General features: G+C 50.0%; 19 protein-coding genes. 13 read left to right on the forward strand and 6 right to left on the reverse strand.

Going from position 1 to position 20,195, the window contains the following annotated elements; translation table 11 throughout:
• Positions 1-8 precede the first annotated feature (8 nt).
• The 5 genes from ACSF8W_RS21165 to ACSF8W_RS21185 all read left to right on the forward strand — a co-directional run bounded on the left by ACSF8W_RS21165 (position 9) and on the right by ACSF8W_RS21185 (position 5,088).
• Entirely contained in the window at positions 9-1,226 is a 1,218-nt protein-coding gene (locus ACSF8W_RS21165; protein ID WP_500849090.1) for an ABC transporter permease subunit, read from the forward strand.
• Positions 1,226-2,143 carry a sugar ABC transporter permease gene (locus tag ACSF8W_RS21170; RefSeq protein WP_500849091.1) on the forward strand — a complete coding sequence of 306 codons (918 nt, stop codon included), beginning with the start codon at positions 1,226-1,228 and terminating at the stop codon, positions 2,141-2,143. The genes ACSF8W_RS21165 and ACSF8W_RS21170 overlap by 1 nt, the downstream gene beginning before the upstream one ends.
• Positions 2,143-3,279: an ABC transporter ATP-binding protein gene (locus tag ACSF8W_RS21175; protein WP_500849092.1), complete on the forward strand. Its 1,137-nt coding sequence runs from the start codon at positions 2,143-2,145 to the stop codon at positions 3,277-3,279. Before ACSF8W_RS21170 ends, ACSF8W_RS21175 begins: the two co-directional genes overlap by 1 nt.
• A 107-nt stretch (positions 3,280-3,386) precedes the next feature.
• Entirely contained in the window at positions 3,387-4,010 is a 624-nt protein-coding gene (locus ACSF8W_RS21180) for a hypothetical protein (RefSeq protein WP_500849093.1), read from the forward strand.
• A 157-nt stretch (positions 4,011-4,167) separates the two neighbouring features.
• A complete protein-coding gene (locus tag ACSF8W_RS21185) occupies positions 4,168-5,088 on the forward strand; it encodes a LysR family transcriptional regulator (protein ID WP_500849094.1) in 921 nt (306 codons plus the stop codon).
• A gap of 167 nt (positions 5,089-5,255) precedes the next feature.
• Here ACSF8W_RS21185 and ACSF8W_RS21190 read toward each other — a convergent pair whose 3' ends face one another.
• On the reverse strand, positions 5,256-6,503 hold the full coding sequence (locus tag ACSF8W_RS21190) for a right-handed parallel beta-helix repeat-containing protein (protein WP_500849095.1): 1,248 nt from the start codon (positions 6,501-6,503) through the stop codon (positions 5,256-5,258).
• A 328-nt stretch (positions 6,504-6,831) separates the two neighbouring features.
• On the opposite strand from ACSF8W_RS21190, the gene murQ reads away from it, so the two are divergent.
• From murQ to ACSF8W_RS21215, 5 genes are all read left to right on the forward strand, one after another.
• On the forward strand, positions 6,832-7,740 hold the full coding sequence (gene murQ, locus ACSF8W_RS21195; RefSeq protein ID WP_500849096.1) for an N-acetylmuramic acid 6-phosphate etherase: 909 nt from the start codon (positions 6,832-6,834) through the stop codon (positions 7,738-7,740).
• A 357-nt stretch (positions 7,741-8,097) separates the two neighbouring features.
• On the forward strand, positions 8,098-9,444 hold the full coding sequence (locus tag ACSF8W_RS21200) for a magnesium transporter (protein ID WP_500849097.1): 1,347 nt from the start codon (positions 8,098-8,100) through the stop codon (positions 9,442-9,444).
• 308 nt (positions 9,445-9,752) lie between these two features.
• Positions 9,753-10,118, forward strand: coding sequence for a DUF6404 family protein (locus ACSF8W_RS21205; RefSeq protein WP_500849098.1), 366 nt, complete (start codon positions 9,753-9,755; stop codon positions 10,116-10,118).
• Between the two features lie 193 nt (positions 10,119-10,311).
• Positions 10,312-12,288 (forward strand): tetratricopeptide repeat-containing diguanylate cyclase, encoded by a 1,977-nt coding sequence (locus ACSF8W_RS21210; protein WP_500849099.1) that lies wholly within the window; start codon positions 10,312-10,314, stop codon positions 12,286-12,288.
• A 290-nt stretch (positions 12,289-12,578) separates the two neighbouring features.
• Complete coding sequence (locus ACSF8W_RS21215; protein WP_500849100.1) at positions 12,579-12,800, forward strand: hypothetical protein; 222 nt, start codon at positions 12,579-12,581, stop codon at positions 12,798-12,800.
• Between the two features lie 67 nt (positions 12,801-12,867).
• Here the strand turns inward: ACSF8W_RS21215 and ACSF8W_RS21220 are convergent, their stop codons facing one another.
• Complete coding sequence (locus ACSF8W_RS21220; protein ID WP_500849101.1) at positions 12,868-13,011, reverse strand: hypothetical protein; 144 nt, start codon at positions 13,009-13,011, stop codon at positions 12,868-12,870.
• Between the two features lie 9 nt (positions 13,012-13,020).
• Here ACSF8W_RS21220 and ACSF8W_RS21225 point away from each other — a divergent pair, with 9 nt between their 5' ends.
• The 3 genes from ACSF8W_RS21225 to ACSF8W_RS21235 all read left to right on the forward strand — a co-directional run bounded on the left by ACSF8W_RS21225 (position 13,021) and on the right by ACSF8W_RS21235 (position 15,651).
• On the forward strand, positions 13,021-13,488 hold the full coding sequence (locus ACSF8W_RS21225; RefSeq protein ID WP_500849102.1) for a DUF2127 domain-containing protein: 468 nt from the start codon (positions 13,021-13,023) through the stop codon (positions 13,486-13,488).
• Positions 13,489-13,635: 147 nt separating this feature from the next.
• A complete protein-coding gene (locus ACSF8W_RS21230; protein ID WP_500849103.1) occupies positions 13,636-15,045 on the forward strand; it encodes a hemolysin family protein in 1,410 nt (469 codons plus the stop codon).
• 222 nt (positions 15,046-15,267) lie between these two features.
• Positions 15,268-15,651, forward strand: a complete 384-nt coding sequence (locus ACSF8W_RS21235; RefSeq protein ID WP_500849104.1) for a DUF2541 family protein — start codon at positions 15,268-15,270, stop codon at positions 15,649-15,651.
• 130 nt (positions 15,652-15,781) lie between these two features.
• Here the strand turns inward: ACSF8W_RS21235 and ACSF8W_RS21240 are convergent, their stop codons facing one another.
• The 4 genes from ACSF8W_RS21240 to ACSF8W_RS21255 are packed head-to-tail and all read right to left on the reverse strand — an operon-like array spanning position 15,782 to position 20,173.
• Entirely contained in the window at positions 15,782-17,938 is a 2,157-nt protein-coding gene (locus ACSF8W_RS21240) for a glycoside hydrolase family 3 N-terminal domain-containing protein (protein ID WP_500849105.1), read from the reverse strand.
• The gene (locus ACSF8W_RS21245; protein ID WP_500849106.1) at positions 17,935-18,474 is read right to left on the reverse strand and encodes a hypothetical protein; all 540 of its coding nucleotides are present in this window, start codon (positions 18,472-18,474) and stop codon (positions 17,935-17,937) included. Before ACSF8W_RS21245 ends, ACSF8W_RS21240 begins: the two co-directional genes overlap by 4 nt.
• Entirely contained in the window at positions 18,474-19,295 is an 822-nt protein-coding gene (locus ACSF8W_RS21250) for a carbohydrate ABC transporter permease (RefSeq protein ID WP_500849107.1), read from the reverse strand. Before ACSF8W_RS21250 ends, ACSF8W_RS21245 begins: the two co-directional genes overlap by 1 nt.
• Complete coding sequence (locus ACSF8W_RS21255; protein WP_500849108.1) at positions 19,292-20,173, reverse strand: carbohydrate ABC transporter permease; 882 nt, start codon at positions 20,171-20,173, stop codon at positions 19,292-19,294. Before ACSF8W_RS21255 ends, ACSF8W_RS21250 begins: the two co-directional genes overlap by 4 nt.
• Between the last annotated feature and the right edge of the window lie 22 nt (positions 20,174-20,195).

Genomic DNA, 20,195 nt, shown 5'->3' on the forward strand with positions numbered 1-20,195 from the left:
GAGAAGCAATGTTCGGTCTCTCACTCTTCGCGTTAGAGATCTTGGTGTACTTTCAATTCATTCTGCCTAATTTCCGCTTACTGGCGGTCGAACAACCCCGCGGAAAACTCACCATCGGTGCAGAACGTTTTGTCGATGACTCTTTCCTGATCATGGTCGGCTCCACCATCGGTGCCATGATGATTCTGATCTTTTTGGCCCTGCACTATGCCTTTGCCCGTGACGCCAAAGACGTGAAGCGTCAAATCGACCTCCACGGCTACGCCATCACCTTTACCGAAAAGGTCCGTGGCCTGTCCCATGAAATCGTGCCCAACCTGATCACCGCGCCGAAGTTCATTCTGCTGTTTATCTTCGCCCTGTTGCCGGCGATTGTGTCGATCGTGGTGGCCTTCACCAACTATAAGCGCCCGGTTTTACCCCCTGCCTTCCTGATTGAATGGAAAGGCCTGTCTAACTTTGAGCGCCTGTTCACCAACGAACGTACCGCCGCCGCGTTTCAGGAAACCCTGACCTGGACACTGACGTGGACCTTCTGTGCCTCAGCCCTGACCATCGTGTTGGGGACGTTGCTGGCCGTTGTGGCCAACAACAAACTGATCCGCGGTAAAAAATTCTTCCGTACCGTGTACATTCTGCCTTGGGCCGTGCCTGCTTTCCTGACCATTTTGGTCTTCCAGCTGTTCTTCTCAAAAGTCGGCGGCATGAACACCATGGTGATCCCGTTCTTCACGGGCAACGAGTACGACATCAGCACGGCGGTGGGTTTCTTCCTCAATGCCGATTACGCCAAAATCACCATCATCTTGATCCAAGCATGGCTCGGCTTCCCGTACGTATTCATTCTGGTCACTGGCGTGTTGCAAACCATCCCGGATGATCTCTATGAGGCGAGCAGCATGGATGGCGGCAGCGCATGGACGAACTTCTTTGATATCACCTTGCCGCTGATTTTGATCAGTGTCGCGCCGGTTTTCATCACCCAGTTCACCTTCAACTTCAACAACGTCACCATCATGTACATGTTGGGTGAAGCCACCGTGCAAACCGTGGGATCGATTTACAAACCGCTCGATACCATCTCGTCACTGGGTTTCCGTTTAATGATGGATGCGAAATACAACGAAGCCGCCGTATACACCTTGATCACCAGTACCGTGGTCGGTGCGGTAGTGCTGTACTCGTGGCTGAAAGCAGGTGCCTTCAAGAATGAGGAAGTGATGTAATGGAAAAAACAATCACCCTAAACCATCCGGCGAAAGCGGCCAGCCCGCTGAATCGCCACATGATCACCAAACATCTGGGCTTGGTGTTCAGCTATGCGTTTTTGATTGGCATGGCGATTGTGATTATTTATCCGCTCTTGGTCACCTTGATGAGCGCGTTTAATGTCAGCAACTCGCTGTACTCGACCTCCTTTTTCCCGGAGAAATTCAGCCTGACTGAAAACTTCGTGCACCTGTTTAAGGACACGCCGTACATCAGTTGGTACCGCAACACCTTCTTGGTGTCGTTGATCACCATGGTGCTGTCGACCGCGATTGTGACCGTGTCGGGCTTTGTCTACTCCCGCTACCGTTACCAGTCGCGTAAAAGTGCATTGATGTCGCTGTTAATCATCCAAATCATTCCGTCAGGCAGTGGCTTGATCGCCTTGTATGCGATTGCGAGCTCATTGGGGATCTACAGCTCAGAGCACGCCACGCTGTATACCTATATCTTCATGATTCTGATCTACACCACCGGTGGGATCACCATGAATACCATTTTGATGAAAGGCTATTACGATTCCATCCCACGTGCGTTGGATGAATCCGCCAAGATTGACGGCGCGACCCAAATGCAGATCTTCACCGAGATTTTGCTGCCTTTGGTGAAGCCGATGATCATGGTTATTGCCATCTTCTGCTTCCTTGGGCCTATCGGCGACATCATCATGCCGAAGTTCCTGATCGCCAGCATGAGTGCTGAAGCCAAAACCTTGGCCGTGGGCCTGATGGGGCTGATCAACAACATTAAAGAATCCAACTACAACGTATTCGCGGCCGGTGCCGTGCTGGCGGCTATCCCGCCGGTTGTCGTGTTCTATAAATTTCAAGATTACATCGTGGGCGGTTTGACGTCTGGTGGAGTAAAAGGCTAATGAGCAAGATTTCCCTAAGAAATATCAATAAAAAATACCCAAATTCAGACACCTGCTCTGTGCGTGACTTCAACCTCGATATCGAAGAGGGCGAATTCATTGTGCTTGTTGGGCCGTCTGGCTGTGGTAAATCCACCACCCTGCGTATGATCGCAGGCTTGGAAGACATCACCGAAGGGGAGTTTTTGATTGATGGCAACCTGGTGAACAACGTCAGTTCGAAAGATCGCGACATTGCCATGGTGTTCCAGAGCTACGCCCTGTACCCGCATATGTCGGTGCGTGATAACGTAGGGTACGGCCTGAAGCTGCGTCACTTCCCTGCCGCTGACATTAACGAGCGCGTGGATAACATTGCCAAAGACTTGTTCCTGACCGAATACCTTGAGCGTAAGCCGAAAGAATTATCAGGCGGTCAGCGCCAGCGTGTGGCATTGGGCCGCGCCATGGTGCGTACCCCGAAACTGTACCTGATGGATGAGCCACTGAGTAACTTGGATGCCAAGCTACGAGCGACCACCCGTACTGAAATTTCGCGCATGCACCGCGAAAAAGGCGCGATCACCATTTACGTGACCCACGATCAGGTGGAAGCCATGACCATGGCCGACCGTATCGTGCTGATGTCGATGGGTGAAATTCAGCAGATCGGTTCGCCGAAAGAGCTGTTCACCAATCCGAAGAACTGCTTCGTGGCGACCTTCATGGGCATGCCATCGATGAACCTGATCAAAGGCCAGTACGAAGGCGGTCAGTTTACCTGTGAAAGCTTCACCATTACCGTCAGCGAGAGCGATCGCGCGATCTTGGATAACGCCGGTTACAACGGGAAATCCCTGCTGTTAGGCGCCCGTTCCAATGCAATCCGCTCTGGCAAGAAGTACGAACAAGCGTTCCCAGACTGCTGTTTTGAGACCACCGTGATGAACTCCGAATACTTGGGCGACTGCGTAAACGTGTTCTTCAATGCTGCCCCCATGAACCTGTTCATCGGCACGCTGGGCAGCGGTGAGCCGGATGTGACCATCGATGACAAAATCACCTTGGTGATCGACAACACCCAGCTGCACTTCTTTGATGCTGACAGCGAAGAGTCCATCAAGTACGCCGCGAAACACGCTGCCCTGTCAGCGTAATCACGGCATCACTTATCGGTATAGCAGCAACACCCGCGCGGTAAGGCGACCTACATTGGTCGCCTTACCGCCGGCTTTTCCCCTTCCCCATTCAAAGGAACACCCGCATGATTTTCCGTGGACAACTTCAACGCATTCATGACTACATGTTTCACATTGCGGTCGCGGTCGTCATCTTCATCGCAGGCTTCATTATTGCCTACAGTAACTTGCCGAAGCCGCAGTTTGACTACACCACCTTTACCACCCAACAGCCGCAGTTCCAGCAGTGCCTCAACAATGCTGCCCTGCAACAGCGCGCCCAGCAGTTTGAGCAAACCTATGCCACGCTGCCGCTAACAGAGATTCAGGCCAATTTTAAAGCCATTACAGATCAAGTACCGGATAACTGTGGGGCGTACCATGTCGAAAGCAGCTATGAACAATTGCAAGCCATGGCAACCCCGGTACTGACGGCAGCGCAACAGTACTATGGCGAGCAAAACGTGAAAGCGGTGAATGCGGTCTACACTCAACCCTCGCAGTACCGCGCCCTATTGGGTAAGCCTCAGCCGTACCTGTTCTTTATTTCTGACAGCAGCCAAACGCGCATCGCGGCGTTCAAAGCCACCCCCACAGCAGACAGGGTCGATGTGGTGCCGTTATGGGATCATGCCCATAGCCAAGACTTGGCGTACACCCAAGGGGAAGTGCAAAAGCTCTTGCTGGTTTTTAACGAAATCAAAAGTTAATGAAATCAAAAGTTAACGGCCACCCGTTCCTGATAAATTGATCTACGGTAAGTCATGGGTAAATAGATGAGGTTCTGGGGAATCGAGGGATAACAAGGGGTAGTATTGTGTTTCCCTGCCCCCTAAAATGGCGTTTTCTTCTCGACAGATCCTCGCTATGTTCAAGTTAATGCTTCAATTTATTCAAGTGGCTAAAACAGAGAATGTCACCCAAGCGGCCAACCAGTTGTGCTTAAGCCAACCGACGTTGAGCCATAACATGCATAAATTGGAGGAGAAGCTGGGCACTAAGCTGTTCAATCGCAACTCGAAGGGGATCACCCTGACCTCCAGTGGCGAACTGCTCTACGAACAAGCCAAAATGATGCAGCATTTGTATGAGAACACCCTGCATAAGCTGGAAAAACACAAGTTACGCCATCAAACCGAATTGAAAATTGGCTGTGGCGATGCCTGGTGGCATTTGTTTGTGCGCGATTGTGTCAGTGACTTCCGCCACGCCTACCCGCACAGCAACATCACCATTGATGTGGGCGATCACTTACAACTGATGAACCTCTTGCTCAGTGATGAGATCAGCATTTTTGTCGGCCACGAAATCTTGGGTCTGGCCCAATCTGAAGACATCTTGTTTCACCCTCTGTTCACCAGCCAAGAAGACGTTTTTGTGCGTCAAGGCCATCCGCTATTAGGGGTGAACTGCAGCAATGAAGACATTGCCCGCTTCCCGTCTGTCGACTTGGGTGCCAGCAAAAGCCGCTTTGCCCATTTGGTGCAACAGCAAAACGAAAAACTCACCACCTTCCAGAAGCGTCACTACCTGCAAGAGAAAGTGAAATATCACACCAACTCCCTCATGACCGCGATTGATTTGCTGCAAACCAGTGATGCGATCTTGCCGTATCCTGCCAGCATGAAAGCCTATTTTGCCCGATTCGATTTGGTGCCACTGCAAATGCAAGAGTGTTTCAGCACCGCGACTATTGGCGCGTACCTGCACAAAGACAGCCAGCAAAACACCGAAAGCAGTGAGCTATTGGCACAATTTAAGGCACTGTGCAGTCAGTTGGAATGGTAAGGCGAGTTGGCGAGTTGGCGAGTTGGCGAGTTGGCGAGTTGGCGAGTTGGCGAGTGAAAATATCAGGCTAAGTCTGGGATACCCTACAAAAAACACATAAAAAACGCCGAGCGGATTCATTGCTCGGCGCTTTTCGTTCGGTGTCTGTTTATCCGACTCAGACGGGATTAAATACCGATATTAGGCAATTCAGGGAATGGCCCTAGACCGAAGCTGCTGCGATCCGGATACAAGGTGTTATTCGCCTTGATGTTATACAAATCCTTATCATTGAACTTGCTCCCCACAAAGTCGTTACCCGTAATGTTAACGCTGATGCCAGCCGAATCCGAAGGCAGCCCCAGTAACACGTTACCGTTCTGACGCTCCATCAATACAGTGTTGTTTTGTAACTGCACTGATTGCGTGACGCCGCTTTTTATGCCTTCCAAACCAAAACCAATCAACTGATAGTTCGAGGTATTGGGCCCTTGCTCCAACACGCTGTCACGAATGATCAAGGTGCCACCATTAGGCACATCCACCAAACGGCTGTCAACGCCAGACAGCGAAGCGATTTCACTGTACTCAATCAAGGTGTACGGGGCGCGTGATTTGATCTCATGCCCCTGATCTTTCGAGCTGTAGAATTTGCTGTATCGAATTTCTAGCGCATCGTTATTACTGTACACCGCGTGCGCTAAACCGCCTTTTCCTAAACGCTCAAAACGGCTGTATTCAATCGTCAATTTCCCCGTACCGCCAGACGATAAAATCCCCTGCTCACTGTCGTGAAAATACACATGGCTCAAGGTCAAATCTTTGCCTTGTTGACGCACGCAAGCGCCGTTTCTGTCCGGCACACTCACACCGCTACACTCTATGCCTTCCAGCGTCACATCGTCGCCTTCCACCACAATCGCAGCCTTACCTTGAATCGCCACGCCAGAGAAATGGGTGCCTTCGCTGCCTTGTACAGTCACGCTATCAGGGGTAATAAGTAGCCCCTGTTTATACGTACCGGTACCAATCACCACTAAGCTGCTTGGCTGGATAGCCGCTTGCGCTGATGCCATGTCTTTGTACAGGGTGCCATCGACCGAAATCATCCCTTCTGGTACGTCTACGTCAGGATCGGGGGTCGGCACATCCGGGTTACCGGGATCAACCGGGGGCAACGTTTCATCAGGATCCGTCGGTGGGATCACAGGCAATTCAGGATCGACAGGCGGCGTCACAATACCGCCATTATTCCCACCTTGGTCGGGCGTCGTCGGTGTACTATCACCGCCGCCAGACCCACCACACGCGGCTAAACTGAGGGTTAACAGTAACCAGCTCCAGCGCCAATTGCCGCCAGAGTGAGGGAATAAATGACGCTGCTCAGACGCTAAATCTGACGCTGCCTGTTGTGTGTGTTGTGCTTGCTTGTTCATTATATTGTTATGTTATTTTTGCTAGGAAGGGCGCCGATCATCGCCAACCCCTCGACATCCGTTGTCAGTGTTTTGTCAGAGCAACACGCCCTTTTTTTCTCGGTTCCTCCCCCTAGCCAAAAAAGCCACGCTGATCAGTTCACTAGCCCTTTTTTCTCTGGCACCGTCGCGCCTGACAAACCCAACACTGCGCCCTAAAAACACACACAATACACATACAACAGTCTGTTTAATTTTTACCCAACATGCCGAACAAGGGCACGTAACCCCTCTCCCTCTTACGTCTGCAATGCTATGATAGCCATCTCTCTTGCCTTCAGGATCTGCCATGAAAATCGACTTAACCCAGATGGTCACGGAAAGCCGTAATCCCGCCAGTGAACACATCGATACCCTGCCGACCTTAGCCATGCTACAGGTGATCAACAACGAAGATAAAAAAGTGGCCGAGGCGGTCGAGCAAACCCTGCCCGCCATCGCAGAAGCGGTCGATGCTATCGCAACCGCTTTTCGTCAAGGGGGACGATTAATTTACACCGGCGCAGGGACCTCTGGTCGCTTGGGTATTTTGGACGCCAGTGAGTGCCCACCCACCTTTGGCTCCTCTCCCGATCAAGTGGTGGGCCTGATTGCCGGTGGACAACAAGCCATTTTTCGCGCGGTCGAGAATGCCGAAGACAATCACGAACAAGGCGCACGCGACCTAGAAGCGATCGCGTTTTCAGAGAAAGATGTCTTGGTCGGCATCGCAGCCAGTGGCCGTACCCCGTATGTATTAGGGGCGATGGCGCACGCAAAATCCTTGGGGGCAACCGTCGCCTGTATCAGCTGTAACCCAAACAGCCCAATGGCGCAGGCGGCAGACATTGCTATTACGCCTGTTGTGGGACCCGAAGTCGTCACCGGTTCATCCCGCTTAAAAGCCGGCACCGCCCAGAAACTGGTCTTAAATATGCTCACGACCGGCGCGATGATCCGCATTGGTAAAGTGTACGGTAACCTGATGGTCGATGTGGAAGCCACCAATGCCAAGCTGGTAGAACGTCAAAAGAATATCGTGATGGCCGCCACAGATTGCCCCCGTGAAGAAGCGGAAGCGGCGTTAGTGGCTTGTCAGGGCCACTGTAAAACCGCCATTGTGATGGTATTGACGGGGGGTGATGCGTCGCAAGCCCGCACATTGCTCAGCACCCATCATGGGATGACTCGTGAGGCCATTGCCAAAAACAGAGGCTGACGAACGCAATAAACCGGCAAAAAAAAGCCCAGCAAATACGCTGGGCAAAAAAATATACAGATGTCAGAACGATGACACAAATTAGCAAGCAGGACATGGATATCATATCCACTACCATCTTACGGGATACTTCCTTAACCCAAACTGGCGAGATTGAAAAAACCGAGCAAGAAACCCGCAACCTGTCCTGCTTACACCCAAAAAGCCCCCTGCGGGGGTAAGACAATACCGCCATCAAATGGTAAGGTAATCATTCTGTTTACCACAGGCATCCTCACTGTGGATACATACCGTACGATAACAAACATAAAAGAATAACCGTACATTGAAGCAGCCGTTAGCAACAAGGAAACCTGCATGATCCACACCCTCGATTTAAGCCTTTTGATTGAGCGTATTTCTGCGGCCGACGCGGAAGAACAGCGCCTCATTTTTAACGAACCGGAGATTCAACAGCTCGAAGCCGGTTCGCTGGCCACCTTGTTTGAAGCCCTGCCGCTTGACGAGCGTATGGAGTTGTGGCGACAACTGCCGCTGAACGATCACGTCGATGTATTGACTGCGATGCGTGCCGATACCCGTGAATGGGTGATCCAGTCGCTCACCGATGTCGAGTTGGATCTGGTACTGGCGAAACTGGATAACTTGTCGCTGATTGAATGGGCGGACTCGCTACCGGAAGAGATCATCGATCGTGCGATCGATATGCTCAGCAAAGAAGATCTGGAACTGTTTGATCGTGCCAACCAGTACACCGATGAACAAATTGGCCGTTACGCCAACCCCAAAGTAATTTCACTGCCACAAGGCATTTCCGTCAAGCGAGCCAAAGTGCTACTGGAACGGTACGGCTACCACTATCCGGCTCCCATTTATGTGGTTACGCGCAGCAAGAAATTCGTCGGTGCCATCAATTACCAACAACTGATGGAAGCGGATATCAGCGAAAAGCTCAGTACGCTGGCAGATAAAGAATGCCCGGTATTGGAAGATGATACTTCACTTACCGAAGCCGTCGAAGCCATTGAACACAGCGAGCGATTTAGCTTACCGATCGTCGATGATAACTATGCCATCGTCGGCGATATTGATCTGCATTTAGCCCTTGAGCTGATGCGCGAAAACTACGAAAGCACCTTGATGGCCAACGCGGGTATGAGTGAAGAGGACGACTTGTTCGCCCCTATCGCTAAAAGTGCGCGCAAACGTGCGATTTGGCTGGGGATCAACCTGATCACCGCGGTACTTGCTGCCATGACTATCAGCTTGTTTGAAGACGTGATCGCCGAAGTGGTGGCTTTGGCTATCTTAATGCCGATTGTCGCCTCCATGGGGGGCATTGCCGGTAGCCAGACCTTAACCTTGATGATCCGTGGTATGGCACTCAATCAGGTAACGGCCGGTAACCGCATGTCGCTATTGCGTAACGAATGCGGGATCGGTTTTCTCAATGGTGTGTTGTGGTCAGTACTGATCGGCCTCATGGCGGGGTTATGGTTCCAATCCCCAGTGATCGGTGTCGTGATCGCCGTAGGGATTATCATTAATATCATCACCGCCGCCTTGTTTGGGGTCTTGATCCCGGTCGCACTGGATAAGCTGGAGCTGGATCCTGCGCTGGCGGGCTCTGTGGTACTGACCACCGTCACCGATGTCGTCGGTTTCTTTGCCTTCTTGGGTACCGCAAAGCTGCTACTGCTGTAACGGCGCCATCTCAACAATCAACAGGCTGGCAATCGCCAGCCTTTTTTCTGCCTGCTCGTCCGCGTCTATCTTCAGAGTCTATCCTCGATAGCCTATCCTCTGACTGATACCGCCGACGCCCCCCCTTTTCACGCGCTTGATAAATTTCATCAACCGTGACCATAAAAACGTTCAATTTGTCACCGCCCCTCAACCGAGTACATTACGGTTATACCTTATTTTTCATAGACTTTTATTAACAGTCTGGTTTTTAGCTTTGCACAAGCACAAGCACAAGCACAAGCACAACACAAGGAACCTCAGTGGCCATGACATTCCAAGAAAAAATCAATCTGGCGATCGACGAAATGCAATTCGCCAATGTAAAACCGTACCGCAGCGACATGCTCCGCTATCGCCTCTTGGCTGCCCTCGGCATTCAGGCGCCACCGCCGTATTACCGCATCTTCCCGCTGAACGTACTCAGCCACTTTGTTAAATTCGCCCTTATCTACGGCGGTTTCATGTGGCTACTGGCATGGAAAGATATCCCCGAAATGACGGCGAGCATGATGATCACCAATACATCACTGGTTAGCCTGTTCTATGGCATGATGATGGCGTCTTACATTCGCTTTGAGGCCAAACGTAAAAAGCTGACCCCATGGCATAAATTGCTGGCTCCCCGCCCATAAGCAAGATTTGTCATAGAGACATTACCGCCATTCCCTTACTGGTAATGTCTCGACGACCACACGAAAAAACGCACCGCCATACACATGTCACACCCGCATATGTGATGAAATTCATAAATCCTTCATCAAAAGTGTCGAATCAACTCAATAGACCTGTATAATCAGGCAGTTATTATGAACACAGTTATTCAGCATGTGCACAAAAAGCCCTTACATCCTCGCGCTTCTCATCCTATGTTTCGGCTTTTTTGGCCATGATGCATCGGCAAACAACACCCAAAAAACCTGGCAAGAAAATTATTATACCCATCGTTACAGCGCTCCTCTTCAAGCTTTAGAGGTCTTACAACAACAATATCAACGCGCAAGAAATACGGCAGAAAAATTATATATCAAAGAATTGATGTATAATTTAATGATCAATAACAAACGTCCGTATAACAACCAAAATAATTTACTCCCTATTGAAAGAAAATATATTGGCGCGCTCATCTCCTCAACAAATGCTAACCATTACCAATCTAAAAAAGCATTATCAGAATTACTTACCGATGCCATACAAAGCAATAATAAACAACTCGAAGAATTATTAAATTATCAACTATGTAAAGTGGAAAACAAATTTGGCCGTTATGTTACCGGAGAGAAATATTGTAATAACCTGTTAACAATGATCAATAAAATCAATCATGTTACAACGGTACAAATTCACGATGCGTATATTGTTATTGCCATTAACAAAACACGCCAAGGGCTATATTCTGAAGCCCTCGATATTTATAATAGTATTATAAAAAGCCTGCCTCTGTATGTTCCCCCTGTCAGTGCTTATAACAATATTGCACTCATTTTGATCGATCTCAAACGCTATGATGAAGCAGAAAGGTACCTAAATAAGGCCATGGCACTGCTGCAGAAAACCCCTTCGGATAATATTATGGCGCAGGTCTATCACAGCACTGCCAGTCTCTATGATTTCCAAGGTAAAAAAGCAGAAGCCATTGATATGTATAAAAATGCGTTAACATTACTCGGGAAGAGTAACAATTTTTATGGTATCAGCTCCCTCTACCTCGGCTTAGGCGATATCTACCTCGGCATGGAAGACTTTGTTAACGCGGAGAAATACATCAATATTGCCCGAACAGTTGCTCAAACGGGGTATGATGAAGACATGTTGGCCAATTCCGTGCTCTCTCTGGGGTTATTGTTTAATAAAAAAGGCGAGAAAGAAAAAGCCCTTCACCACTTAAAGCAAGCCCTGAAAATGGGTGAAGACTTTGATAACTTTGAAGTTAAACAAACCGCATTAAAAGCCATTTCCGATATTTATTTCATCGTGAATGATAATTTAAATGCTTACCTTTACTACAAGCAATACGCCAATAATTTAGACTATTCGACCGTTAGCCAATTACCCCGCACATATAATTTGGTGGATGGTTCATTACGCGAACGTGAACTGTACAGCGAAAACAATGAACTAAAAAATGAATTAGAAACTATGCAACATGGCTTTGATCAAATATCAATGACCAATAAGGGTATTACCCTTTCTCTTTTATTATTATTTGCTTTATTGGTGATGACACACCTACTGTCCAAGCGGAAAAATGCACAACTTCGCCATGATCCACTCACGCAAGCGCTGCGACGGGAAGCGATATTACAAGAAATCAGCGACACCCCAGGCTGTTCCAACGCAGGCCATTTCAACACCCTAATTCTGTTTGATCTTGACCATTTCAAGCGGGTCAATGATACCTATGGCCACCCGGGAGGAGATGCCGTACTCACAGAAGTCGTGAGACGTTTACAGCAATATCTGGGGACTCGTGGTTTGGTTGGCCGCTTAGGCGGTGAAGAATTTGTCGTCCTGATCCCTAACAACGCGGTATTTCAGTCATCGCTGGACATTCAGCGTATCCATGCCGCAATCTGCCATCAGGCGATCACCTTGTACGGTCAACACGATGTCAATATCACCATCAGTTCGGCATTTTTAAATACCGAGTTATCACTGTCGACCTTTAAAGATCTCTATTTCATTTTGGATCAGGCGCTTTACTTTGTGAAAAACAATGGCCGTAATGCCACGATTGATGCTTTTAATGACCCGATTGATCTGCCTGCCGATGCGTTCAATACATTAATGATGAAAAACATCTGACGACGGCCTCTGACAACGAATAGCACTGAGATTAGGTCGCCTTATTTAGTCGGCCTGATCATCCCCCCGATGAACAACACGACGCACACCCACTGTCACTCTGATCTACTTTATTTGTCGATAGCGTGCATCTCCTGCTCTTTTTATCGACGTAAACAGACCGTGATCTCAAAATCAACACTGAGTTAACAAACACAACAAAATCCGCCAATAAAACTGATGCATATCAATTTCCCTTTAGCGCGCAATGGTTAAATTATCACCACTACAGTGCGATCAGGAGAGCGGAAATGAAAGTAGCGATGCAATGTCCCGAATGTCATTCCAACAGTGGCCTCGACCGTGTAAGACGCCGTTGGCACGAAAAATCACTGACTACCGCCGGGCATGAGAAACTGCAATGCCCAGACTGCCAAGCCTATTTCATGCGTGGCCTCGGCCAGCCGCGCCTGCTCTATATCGGCACCCATAATGCGGTTGCCAGCAAGGCCCCTGAGTTTGAATACGAGTAAATGATTCACTGGAGAAGCGGGCACCATCTCCCCCCCCCTATTTTACGACCTATTCTCTGACTTTAGCCTACGGTAGCGGATTACCTCTGCTACCGTTAAACGTGCCCCCCTCTTCAATGCCATACAAATCCATACCGTAATGCACTTGCCAAATGCCGTTATCCGGCATGTAATCACTATCATGCTCCCCTAACTGCAACCCGTCAGACACATGCATACAATGACAGATAAAAAAGGGCTAAAAGCCGTTGCTTCACTGGAAGCGCTCAAAGGCGTGGCCTCCCTCATTGTCGGGTTTAGCCTCCCGGCACTGGGCGGCCATGACATTCATGAAGCGGCAGCGTTCATTGTCAGCCACTCCCACCTTAATCCGGCCAATGAGATTGCTACGGCATTTTTGCACGCAGCCGACACACTGGCGGATACCAACATGCTGCTGATCACCCTCGGCGCTTGTGCTTACAGCCTGATCCGCTTTGTTGAAGCCTATGGCCTGTGGCACAGTTTATTATGGACAGAATGGTTCGCTCTGCTCAGCGGGGCCATTTACTTACCGTTTGAAGTGTATGAACTGTTTGTGCATACCAATGTGCTGAGCTTGGCTGTATTGCTGATCAATATTGTGGTGGTTGGGTATATGGCCTATATCTTACGTAACAAGCAAAACACGCATCCGCCTCACGCCTGATTGCCACGTTGCCGCACGGCATTTTCTTCTGTTGCGCGGCATTGTTCAAAATTCAACCTACATCAAATACCTGCCGCAAATTTCACGTCATAATCAATCATCCCCCCCTTGAAACATCATGTAAGAAGACAGTGGAAGGAGCGCACCATGGATGTACTCATTATTGCTGCACTGATCCTACTCAATGGCATGTTTGCCATGGCAGAAATTGCGCTGGTCACCGCCCGCAAAAGTCGGTTACAACGCTTGGCCGAAGAGGGGGATAACCGCGCAGCCCGTGCCATTGCTTTGGGGGAACACCCCACGCATTTTCTTTCCACCGTCCAAATTGGGATCACCGCCATCGGCATTCTCAATGGCGTCTTCGGTGAGGCGGCCTTGGCCGACCCATTCGCCCTCGTGTTACAACAGATGGGCATGAGCGCCTCAACCAGTTCGGTACTTTCCACCCTTGTGGTGGTGATCGGCATTACGTACCTGTCGATTGTCGTGGGAGAGTTAGTTCCCAAGCGCCTCGCACAGCAAAACCCCGAAGGGATCGCACGGCTCATGGCGCGGCCTATCTCTCTGCTGGCGACGTTGTCGCGTCCTTTTGTGACGCTATTATCCGCCTCCACAGAGCGCCTGTTGCGCGGACTGGGTAAAGACAGCGTCGTTGATGACAGCGGCACCTTAACGGAAGAAGACATTCGCGCCGTCTTGAAAGAAAAATCACACACCAGCCTGGCCGGCAAACAAGAGCATGACATGGTGCGTAATGTGTTCCATTTTGATGATCGGCGCGTGGTGTCCTTAATGACCCCACGCAACGCGGTGATCACGTTTGATCTCGACCAACCGCTGAGCAATAACCTCAATCGCTTAATTGCCTCGGAGTACCACTGTTTTCCTGTCACACACGGTGAATTAAATAATGCCAAAGGCATGATCACCGCCAAACAATTGCTGCATTACCAACAGAGCGCCTCACACGGTGACTTAACGCCATTTATCACGCCGGTCGAATGCATTCCAGAGCATTGGAGCGGCAGTCAGTTACTTGAGCATTTCCGCCACTCAGGCGCGTCCATGGTGTTTGTGGTCGATGAATACGGTGATATTCAAGGTATCGTCACCCCAAAAGACGTACTTGAAGCGCTGGCGGGGGAATTCAAACATCCTGATCCGGAAGATAAATGGTCTATCGAGCAGGCTGATGGCAGTTGGAGTATCGACGGCTTGATCCCTATTCTGGTGTTGCAAGATCTGCTCGACCTCAAACACTTACCGGGCGAGTCGCAAGGGGGATACCACACCTTAAGCGGCATGATGATGTGGTGTCTCGACGGTATTCCCGTTGAAGGCGATCACGTGATCTGGGGCGGCTGGCAATTTGAAGTCGTGTCGTTGTTCGGCAACCGCATTGATAAAGTGTGGGCGCACCGCCTGACCGATCACCCGAACAGCAAAAAAGAAGACGCCACCGCGGAAAAAGTGGCAGATTCTGACACCACGAATAAGCCTGTCACCCTCACTGCCGATGAGACGAAAGAGGCATCACCTTCTAACTACACATAAAGAAAATGCAGAGAGAAGCAACATTTTACATAGAATTGTCTTTTCATTGCACAAGGGGTGATACATTCTGCGCCATCACCCCTGTCGCTACGTTTTACCTCGCCGCAGGCGTGCCCCCAAGAACGGTAGGCAAATGTTATAGCGCTTTAAAATAGAGCTTAAAACCGGGCTTTATATAAAGTGAACGCTTACTTTGTGTATGCTTTTTCATGCAGTACATTTATGAAAACTAAAAACCTGATCGCCACCTTATTAATGGGCGTAAGCCTGTTGGGTACAGCTAGCTTTGCGCATGCAGATGACGACTTCACCCTTGGCCGCACCATTGTGTTTGAACACAACAGTAAAGATGCCGTGATCCCACTGATGGTTTGCCGCCGTGCCGATGCCATTCAAGTGAAAGCCGAGCGTGATATGCGCCTTGAGCGCGTTGTGGCGACATTCCGTAACGGTGAAACTAAAACCATTCGTTTCCACCGTAACCTCGATAAAAACGAACGTACCGACTGGCGTAAGTTTGCTTACACCCGTTGCGTAAAAAAACTGGAAGTGTTTGGTAAATCCAAAGGCTCTTCAGCAGGCGTGAAGATTTACGGCCGCAAATAATGCCCTGCTGACGCTTCGCCGTCTGCTTCCGTTACCTGTTGTACGTGAAAATAACAGACAAAAAAACGCCCTCACAGGCTCCCTGTGAGGGCGTTTTTTTCTTTCCGTGTTCAGTGGCCAATCAGCCGGATTACATCCGCAGTTCCACGCACTCTGACAGCGTACAATCCGAGTCCCCGCCGACATACACATCGATCATACCCGGCTCCACTTGCCAGCACAGCTGCGCCCCGTAGATCGCCAATTGACTCTCATCCAAGGTGAACGATACCTCCTGGCTTTCACCCGGCGCCAAGGTCACGCGAGCAAAGGCTTTGAGCTCACGCCATGGCCGCGTGGTGGATGAGACGCGGCGCGACAGGTAACACTGCACCACTTCATCAGCCTGACAGTCGCCAGTGTTGTGTACCGTGACGCACACGTTTATCGTCTTGTTCTGCGCCCATGTATTGTCCACCACCAGTCCATCGTAACGGAAGGTGCTGTAACTCAAGCCAAAACCGAACGGGTACAACGGTGTGTCTGACAGATCTTTATACGGCTTATAATCCTGATAATCGCGCATTTTGCCGACCGGCTTACGGCCGTAATACATCGGGATCTGCCCCGTGCTGCGTGGCACCGTCATGGTCAATTTACCGCTCGGGATGGCATCACCAAACAATAAGCGCGCCACGGCAAGGCCGGTTTCGGTGCCGGACTGCCACGCGTATAACAACGCATCGGCATAGCGTTCGATCATCGGTGACGGCACCGGACGACCAGTACACTGTACGACCACCAGCGGCTTGCCGGTTTGACCAATAGCTTCAATCAAAGCTTCTTGCCCTGCTGGTAACGTCAGCTCAGCAATGTTGCGCGCTTCACCGGTGCGACGGTGGCTTTCCCCGACACACAAGATCACCACGTCGGCACGGTGGGCACATTCCACCATTTCATCACTGAAAGCCGGGGATTCCGTGAGTAAAACCGTGTCTGGTGCCACTTGCTTGATGCCCGTCAGAATTGATGTCACATCTTGCGCATCGCCGTCTAAACACCATGAACCTAAATGTTGACGACGCGAATCCGCATGCGGGCCAATCACCGCAACCGTCAAGCCACGTTTTGCTAATGGCAAACACCCGCCGTTGTTTTTCAGCAACACCATGCTTTGTTCCGCCAACTGCAACGCCAATGCCACGTGTTCAGGGTGACGCAAGACGTGCTGATGACGCAGCGGATCGATATACGGTTGCTCAAAGATCCCCGCACGGAACTTGGCCGTTAATACGCGGCTAACCGCGTCATCCAATAAACCGTGCAACACAGGATCATCGCCAATCGCCACATCCAAGATGCCATCGAACGCGACATCGGTCATCGCCATGTCGACACCGGCTTCCAGTGCTTGTACCGCGGCGGTTTGCGGGCCATCAGCAACACGGAAATAAGCCAGATCGGAAATCGAGCCCCAATCACTGACCACCATGCCGTCAAAGCCTTGTTGCTCTTTCAGCCAGCCGCGGATCAAGGCTTTCGAGCCTGAAACTGGTGTGCCGCCCAAATCATTGAAACCGGACATCAAGGTGGTGACACCCGCCTCAACCGCCGCTTTAAACGGGGGTAAGTATACATTGTGCAGCGTGTTATCACTGATCTCGGTGGTGTCATAATCACGCCCGCCTTCCGCCGCGCCGTAGCCGACAAAATGCTTGGCGCAGGCTAACAGGCGATCTGGCGCCGATGGGTCGTCACCTTGGAAACCGCGTACGACCGCTTTGGCAAACTGGCTGGTCAAATACGGATCTTCACCGCTGCTTTCAATCACCCGCCCCCAACGCGGATCGCGCACGATATCGAGCATCGGCGCAAACGTCCAATGCACCCCCAACGAGGCGGCTTCACGAGCAACAGCACTGTACGCCTGCTCGACCAGCGACGGGTTCCATGAACACGCCTGCGCCAGTGGAATAGGCAACACCGTGGATTGGCCATAAATCACATCACGGGCAAAAATAACCGGAATCCCCAAGCGGGTCTCTTCCACCGCCGCGCGCTGAATCTCATTGAGTTGATGCGGGTCGACTGACTCGCCCGGCGCATTACCGGCCCATGCGGTATCGGCCAAAATGCGCGATCCCACACGGCCTTGCGCCACCTGCACCAAATAGTTGTCTCGGTGCTGTGCGTAGTCCAGCATCGGGGATTGACACAACTGACCGACTTTTTCCGCCACCGTCATCCGTGCGAGAAGATCGGCCACACGGGCTGAAACAGACAGTGTGGCATTTTGATAAGGCATCATAGCATCGCGCTCCTGCTTGCTGATTGAGGCTGTTCGTTAACAGACGTTGAGGGATAATCTACTGCCTGTTCGTGATAAACCGGAAAGGCTTCTCGCAAAAATTCATCCATTTCTTGATAGAGCGCGCGATTCTCCTGTTCAGCAGCCAGTCCACGCAATTGCAACGCCGCTTCTGGCACATAACGCATGTCGAGTTCCACATACATTTCAATGTATGCCAGCAGTTCATTGGTAGAGAGCTCAGTCAAAATAAGAGCCGTTTGTGCCTTCGCTTTGTCATAAAACGCTGGCTTTGGCCCTAACATCGCCCCTTCCCATGCTTCGACGACTTGCTGGTAACCGCCGCGATAGACTTGTTCGCGGCGCAGTTCCAGCTTATTCATGCCTTTGAGCGCTTCAACCTTGTGCCCTTGACTGTATTGCTGCTCAGCGTAGTCAAAATAATCGGCGGATAGCTGATAGGCTTTCAACCATGCCACACCGTAAGCACTGCCTACCAAGGCCGCAAACGCAATATATTTAATCCAACGGGCCATCACTTCACTCCTACCCCAGTGAACGCCTTAATGAAGTTCTTCTGTAGGCAGAAAAACACAATCACAACCGGTACCGCAATCATGGTGGTCATCGCCCATAACTGCTCCAAATTACTGCCTGGGACTTCCGTTTTGAAGTTGTATAGCGCCAGCTGCAACGTCATCAGTGAGTCATCACGCACGTACAACAACGGCCCCATGAAATCGTTCCATGCCCCCATGAAGGTCAGGATACCCACCGTCGCCAGAGCCGGACGCAGCATCGGCAGCACGATGCGGAAGAAAATACGCACTTCCCCCGCCCCATCGATACGCGCCGCTTCCAGATACGCATTGTCGATTTGCTTCATGAACTGCACTAACAAGAAGATGTTATACGCACTGATCGCGCCCGGAATGATCAACACACGATAGGTATTAATCCAATCCCATTCGTACATCATCATGTAGGTTGGAATCGTGAATAACACCGCTGGGATCATCATCGAACCCAAAATCAGCTTGAGCCAAAACTCACGCCCCGGCAGATTCGTTTTCACGATGGAATACGCCACCATCGACGAAAACAAGGTGTTCAGCACCGTGACGGAGACCGAGATAAAAATGGTGTTGAAAAAGACGCGGAATAAATCCACCGACTCAAACACTTCACGGTAACCATTGAGCGACCAACTGGTTGGCAGCGCATTGGGCGAGTGCATAATTTCAGGCCCCGTTTTAAAGGAGTTAATCACCATATAAAAGAAGGGGTACATCACTAACAGTGCTGCAAGGAATAAAGTGCCGTAAATTAACAGCAACTTTTGCCGACTCATGTTCATTCGTCACTTCCTTTACTGGTGATTTTTAATTGCATCATGGTGAGTAAATAAATCACCGCCGCCAACATTAAACCAATGGTCGAGGCTTCACCCATTTTCATTTGTTCAAAACCGGTTTGGTATAAATACAACACTGGGGTTAATGCCGATTGATAAGGACCGCCGCTTAAATCAAAATTCATAAATACTTCAATAAACATTTGCAGGCCGTTAATAATATTCATGGTCATCACGAACACAATTTGCGGCATGATCATCGGCAAGGTAATACGGCGTGTTTTACGCCACCACGATGCCCCATCAATGTCTGCGGCTTCAAACAGGGATTTATCGATACTGGCAATACCGCCCAAGAAAATGATCATCTGTACCCCGAACCATTTCCAGGCACTGAATACCGCGATTACGGGCATAGGTAGCCATTGCTCAAATTTCCAGAACACCGGCTCTGTCAGTATCTGCGAATTCAACAGGGAGGTTTGTACCGGACCCGAGGGACCTGAGATAAAATCAAAGATCACCATCGCAACTGTGATAGAGGTGATCACCGGAATAAACATCAAGGTACGAAACAAACTGGATAAGAACGTAATTTCATTCAGTAATAACGCTAACCCTAATCCGATCCCGAAGCTCAAGAAAACAAAGATAACCTGATTAAATAACACATTAAATAATGACTGCCAGAAGGTGATATCAGTCACCACGCCGACCCAGTTTGCCAATCCCACAAAGCGGGTATTTTCTGGCGAAAGGATATTAACGTTTAAAAAACTACTTTCAAAAGAAAGGAAAAAGGGATACAGCAAAAACACAACAAAATAGACAATCCAGGGCGCCAGGAAAAGATATCCTATCCCGATATTTTTACTCTTCATACAAAGACCATCAATGTAATTA

This window comes from Photobacterium sp. 270122K (assembly GCF_059941365.1).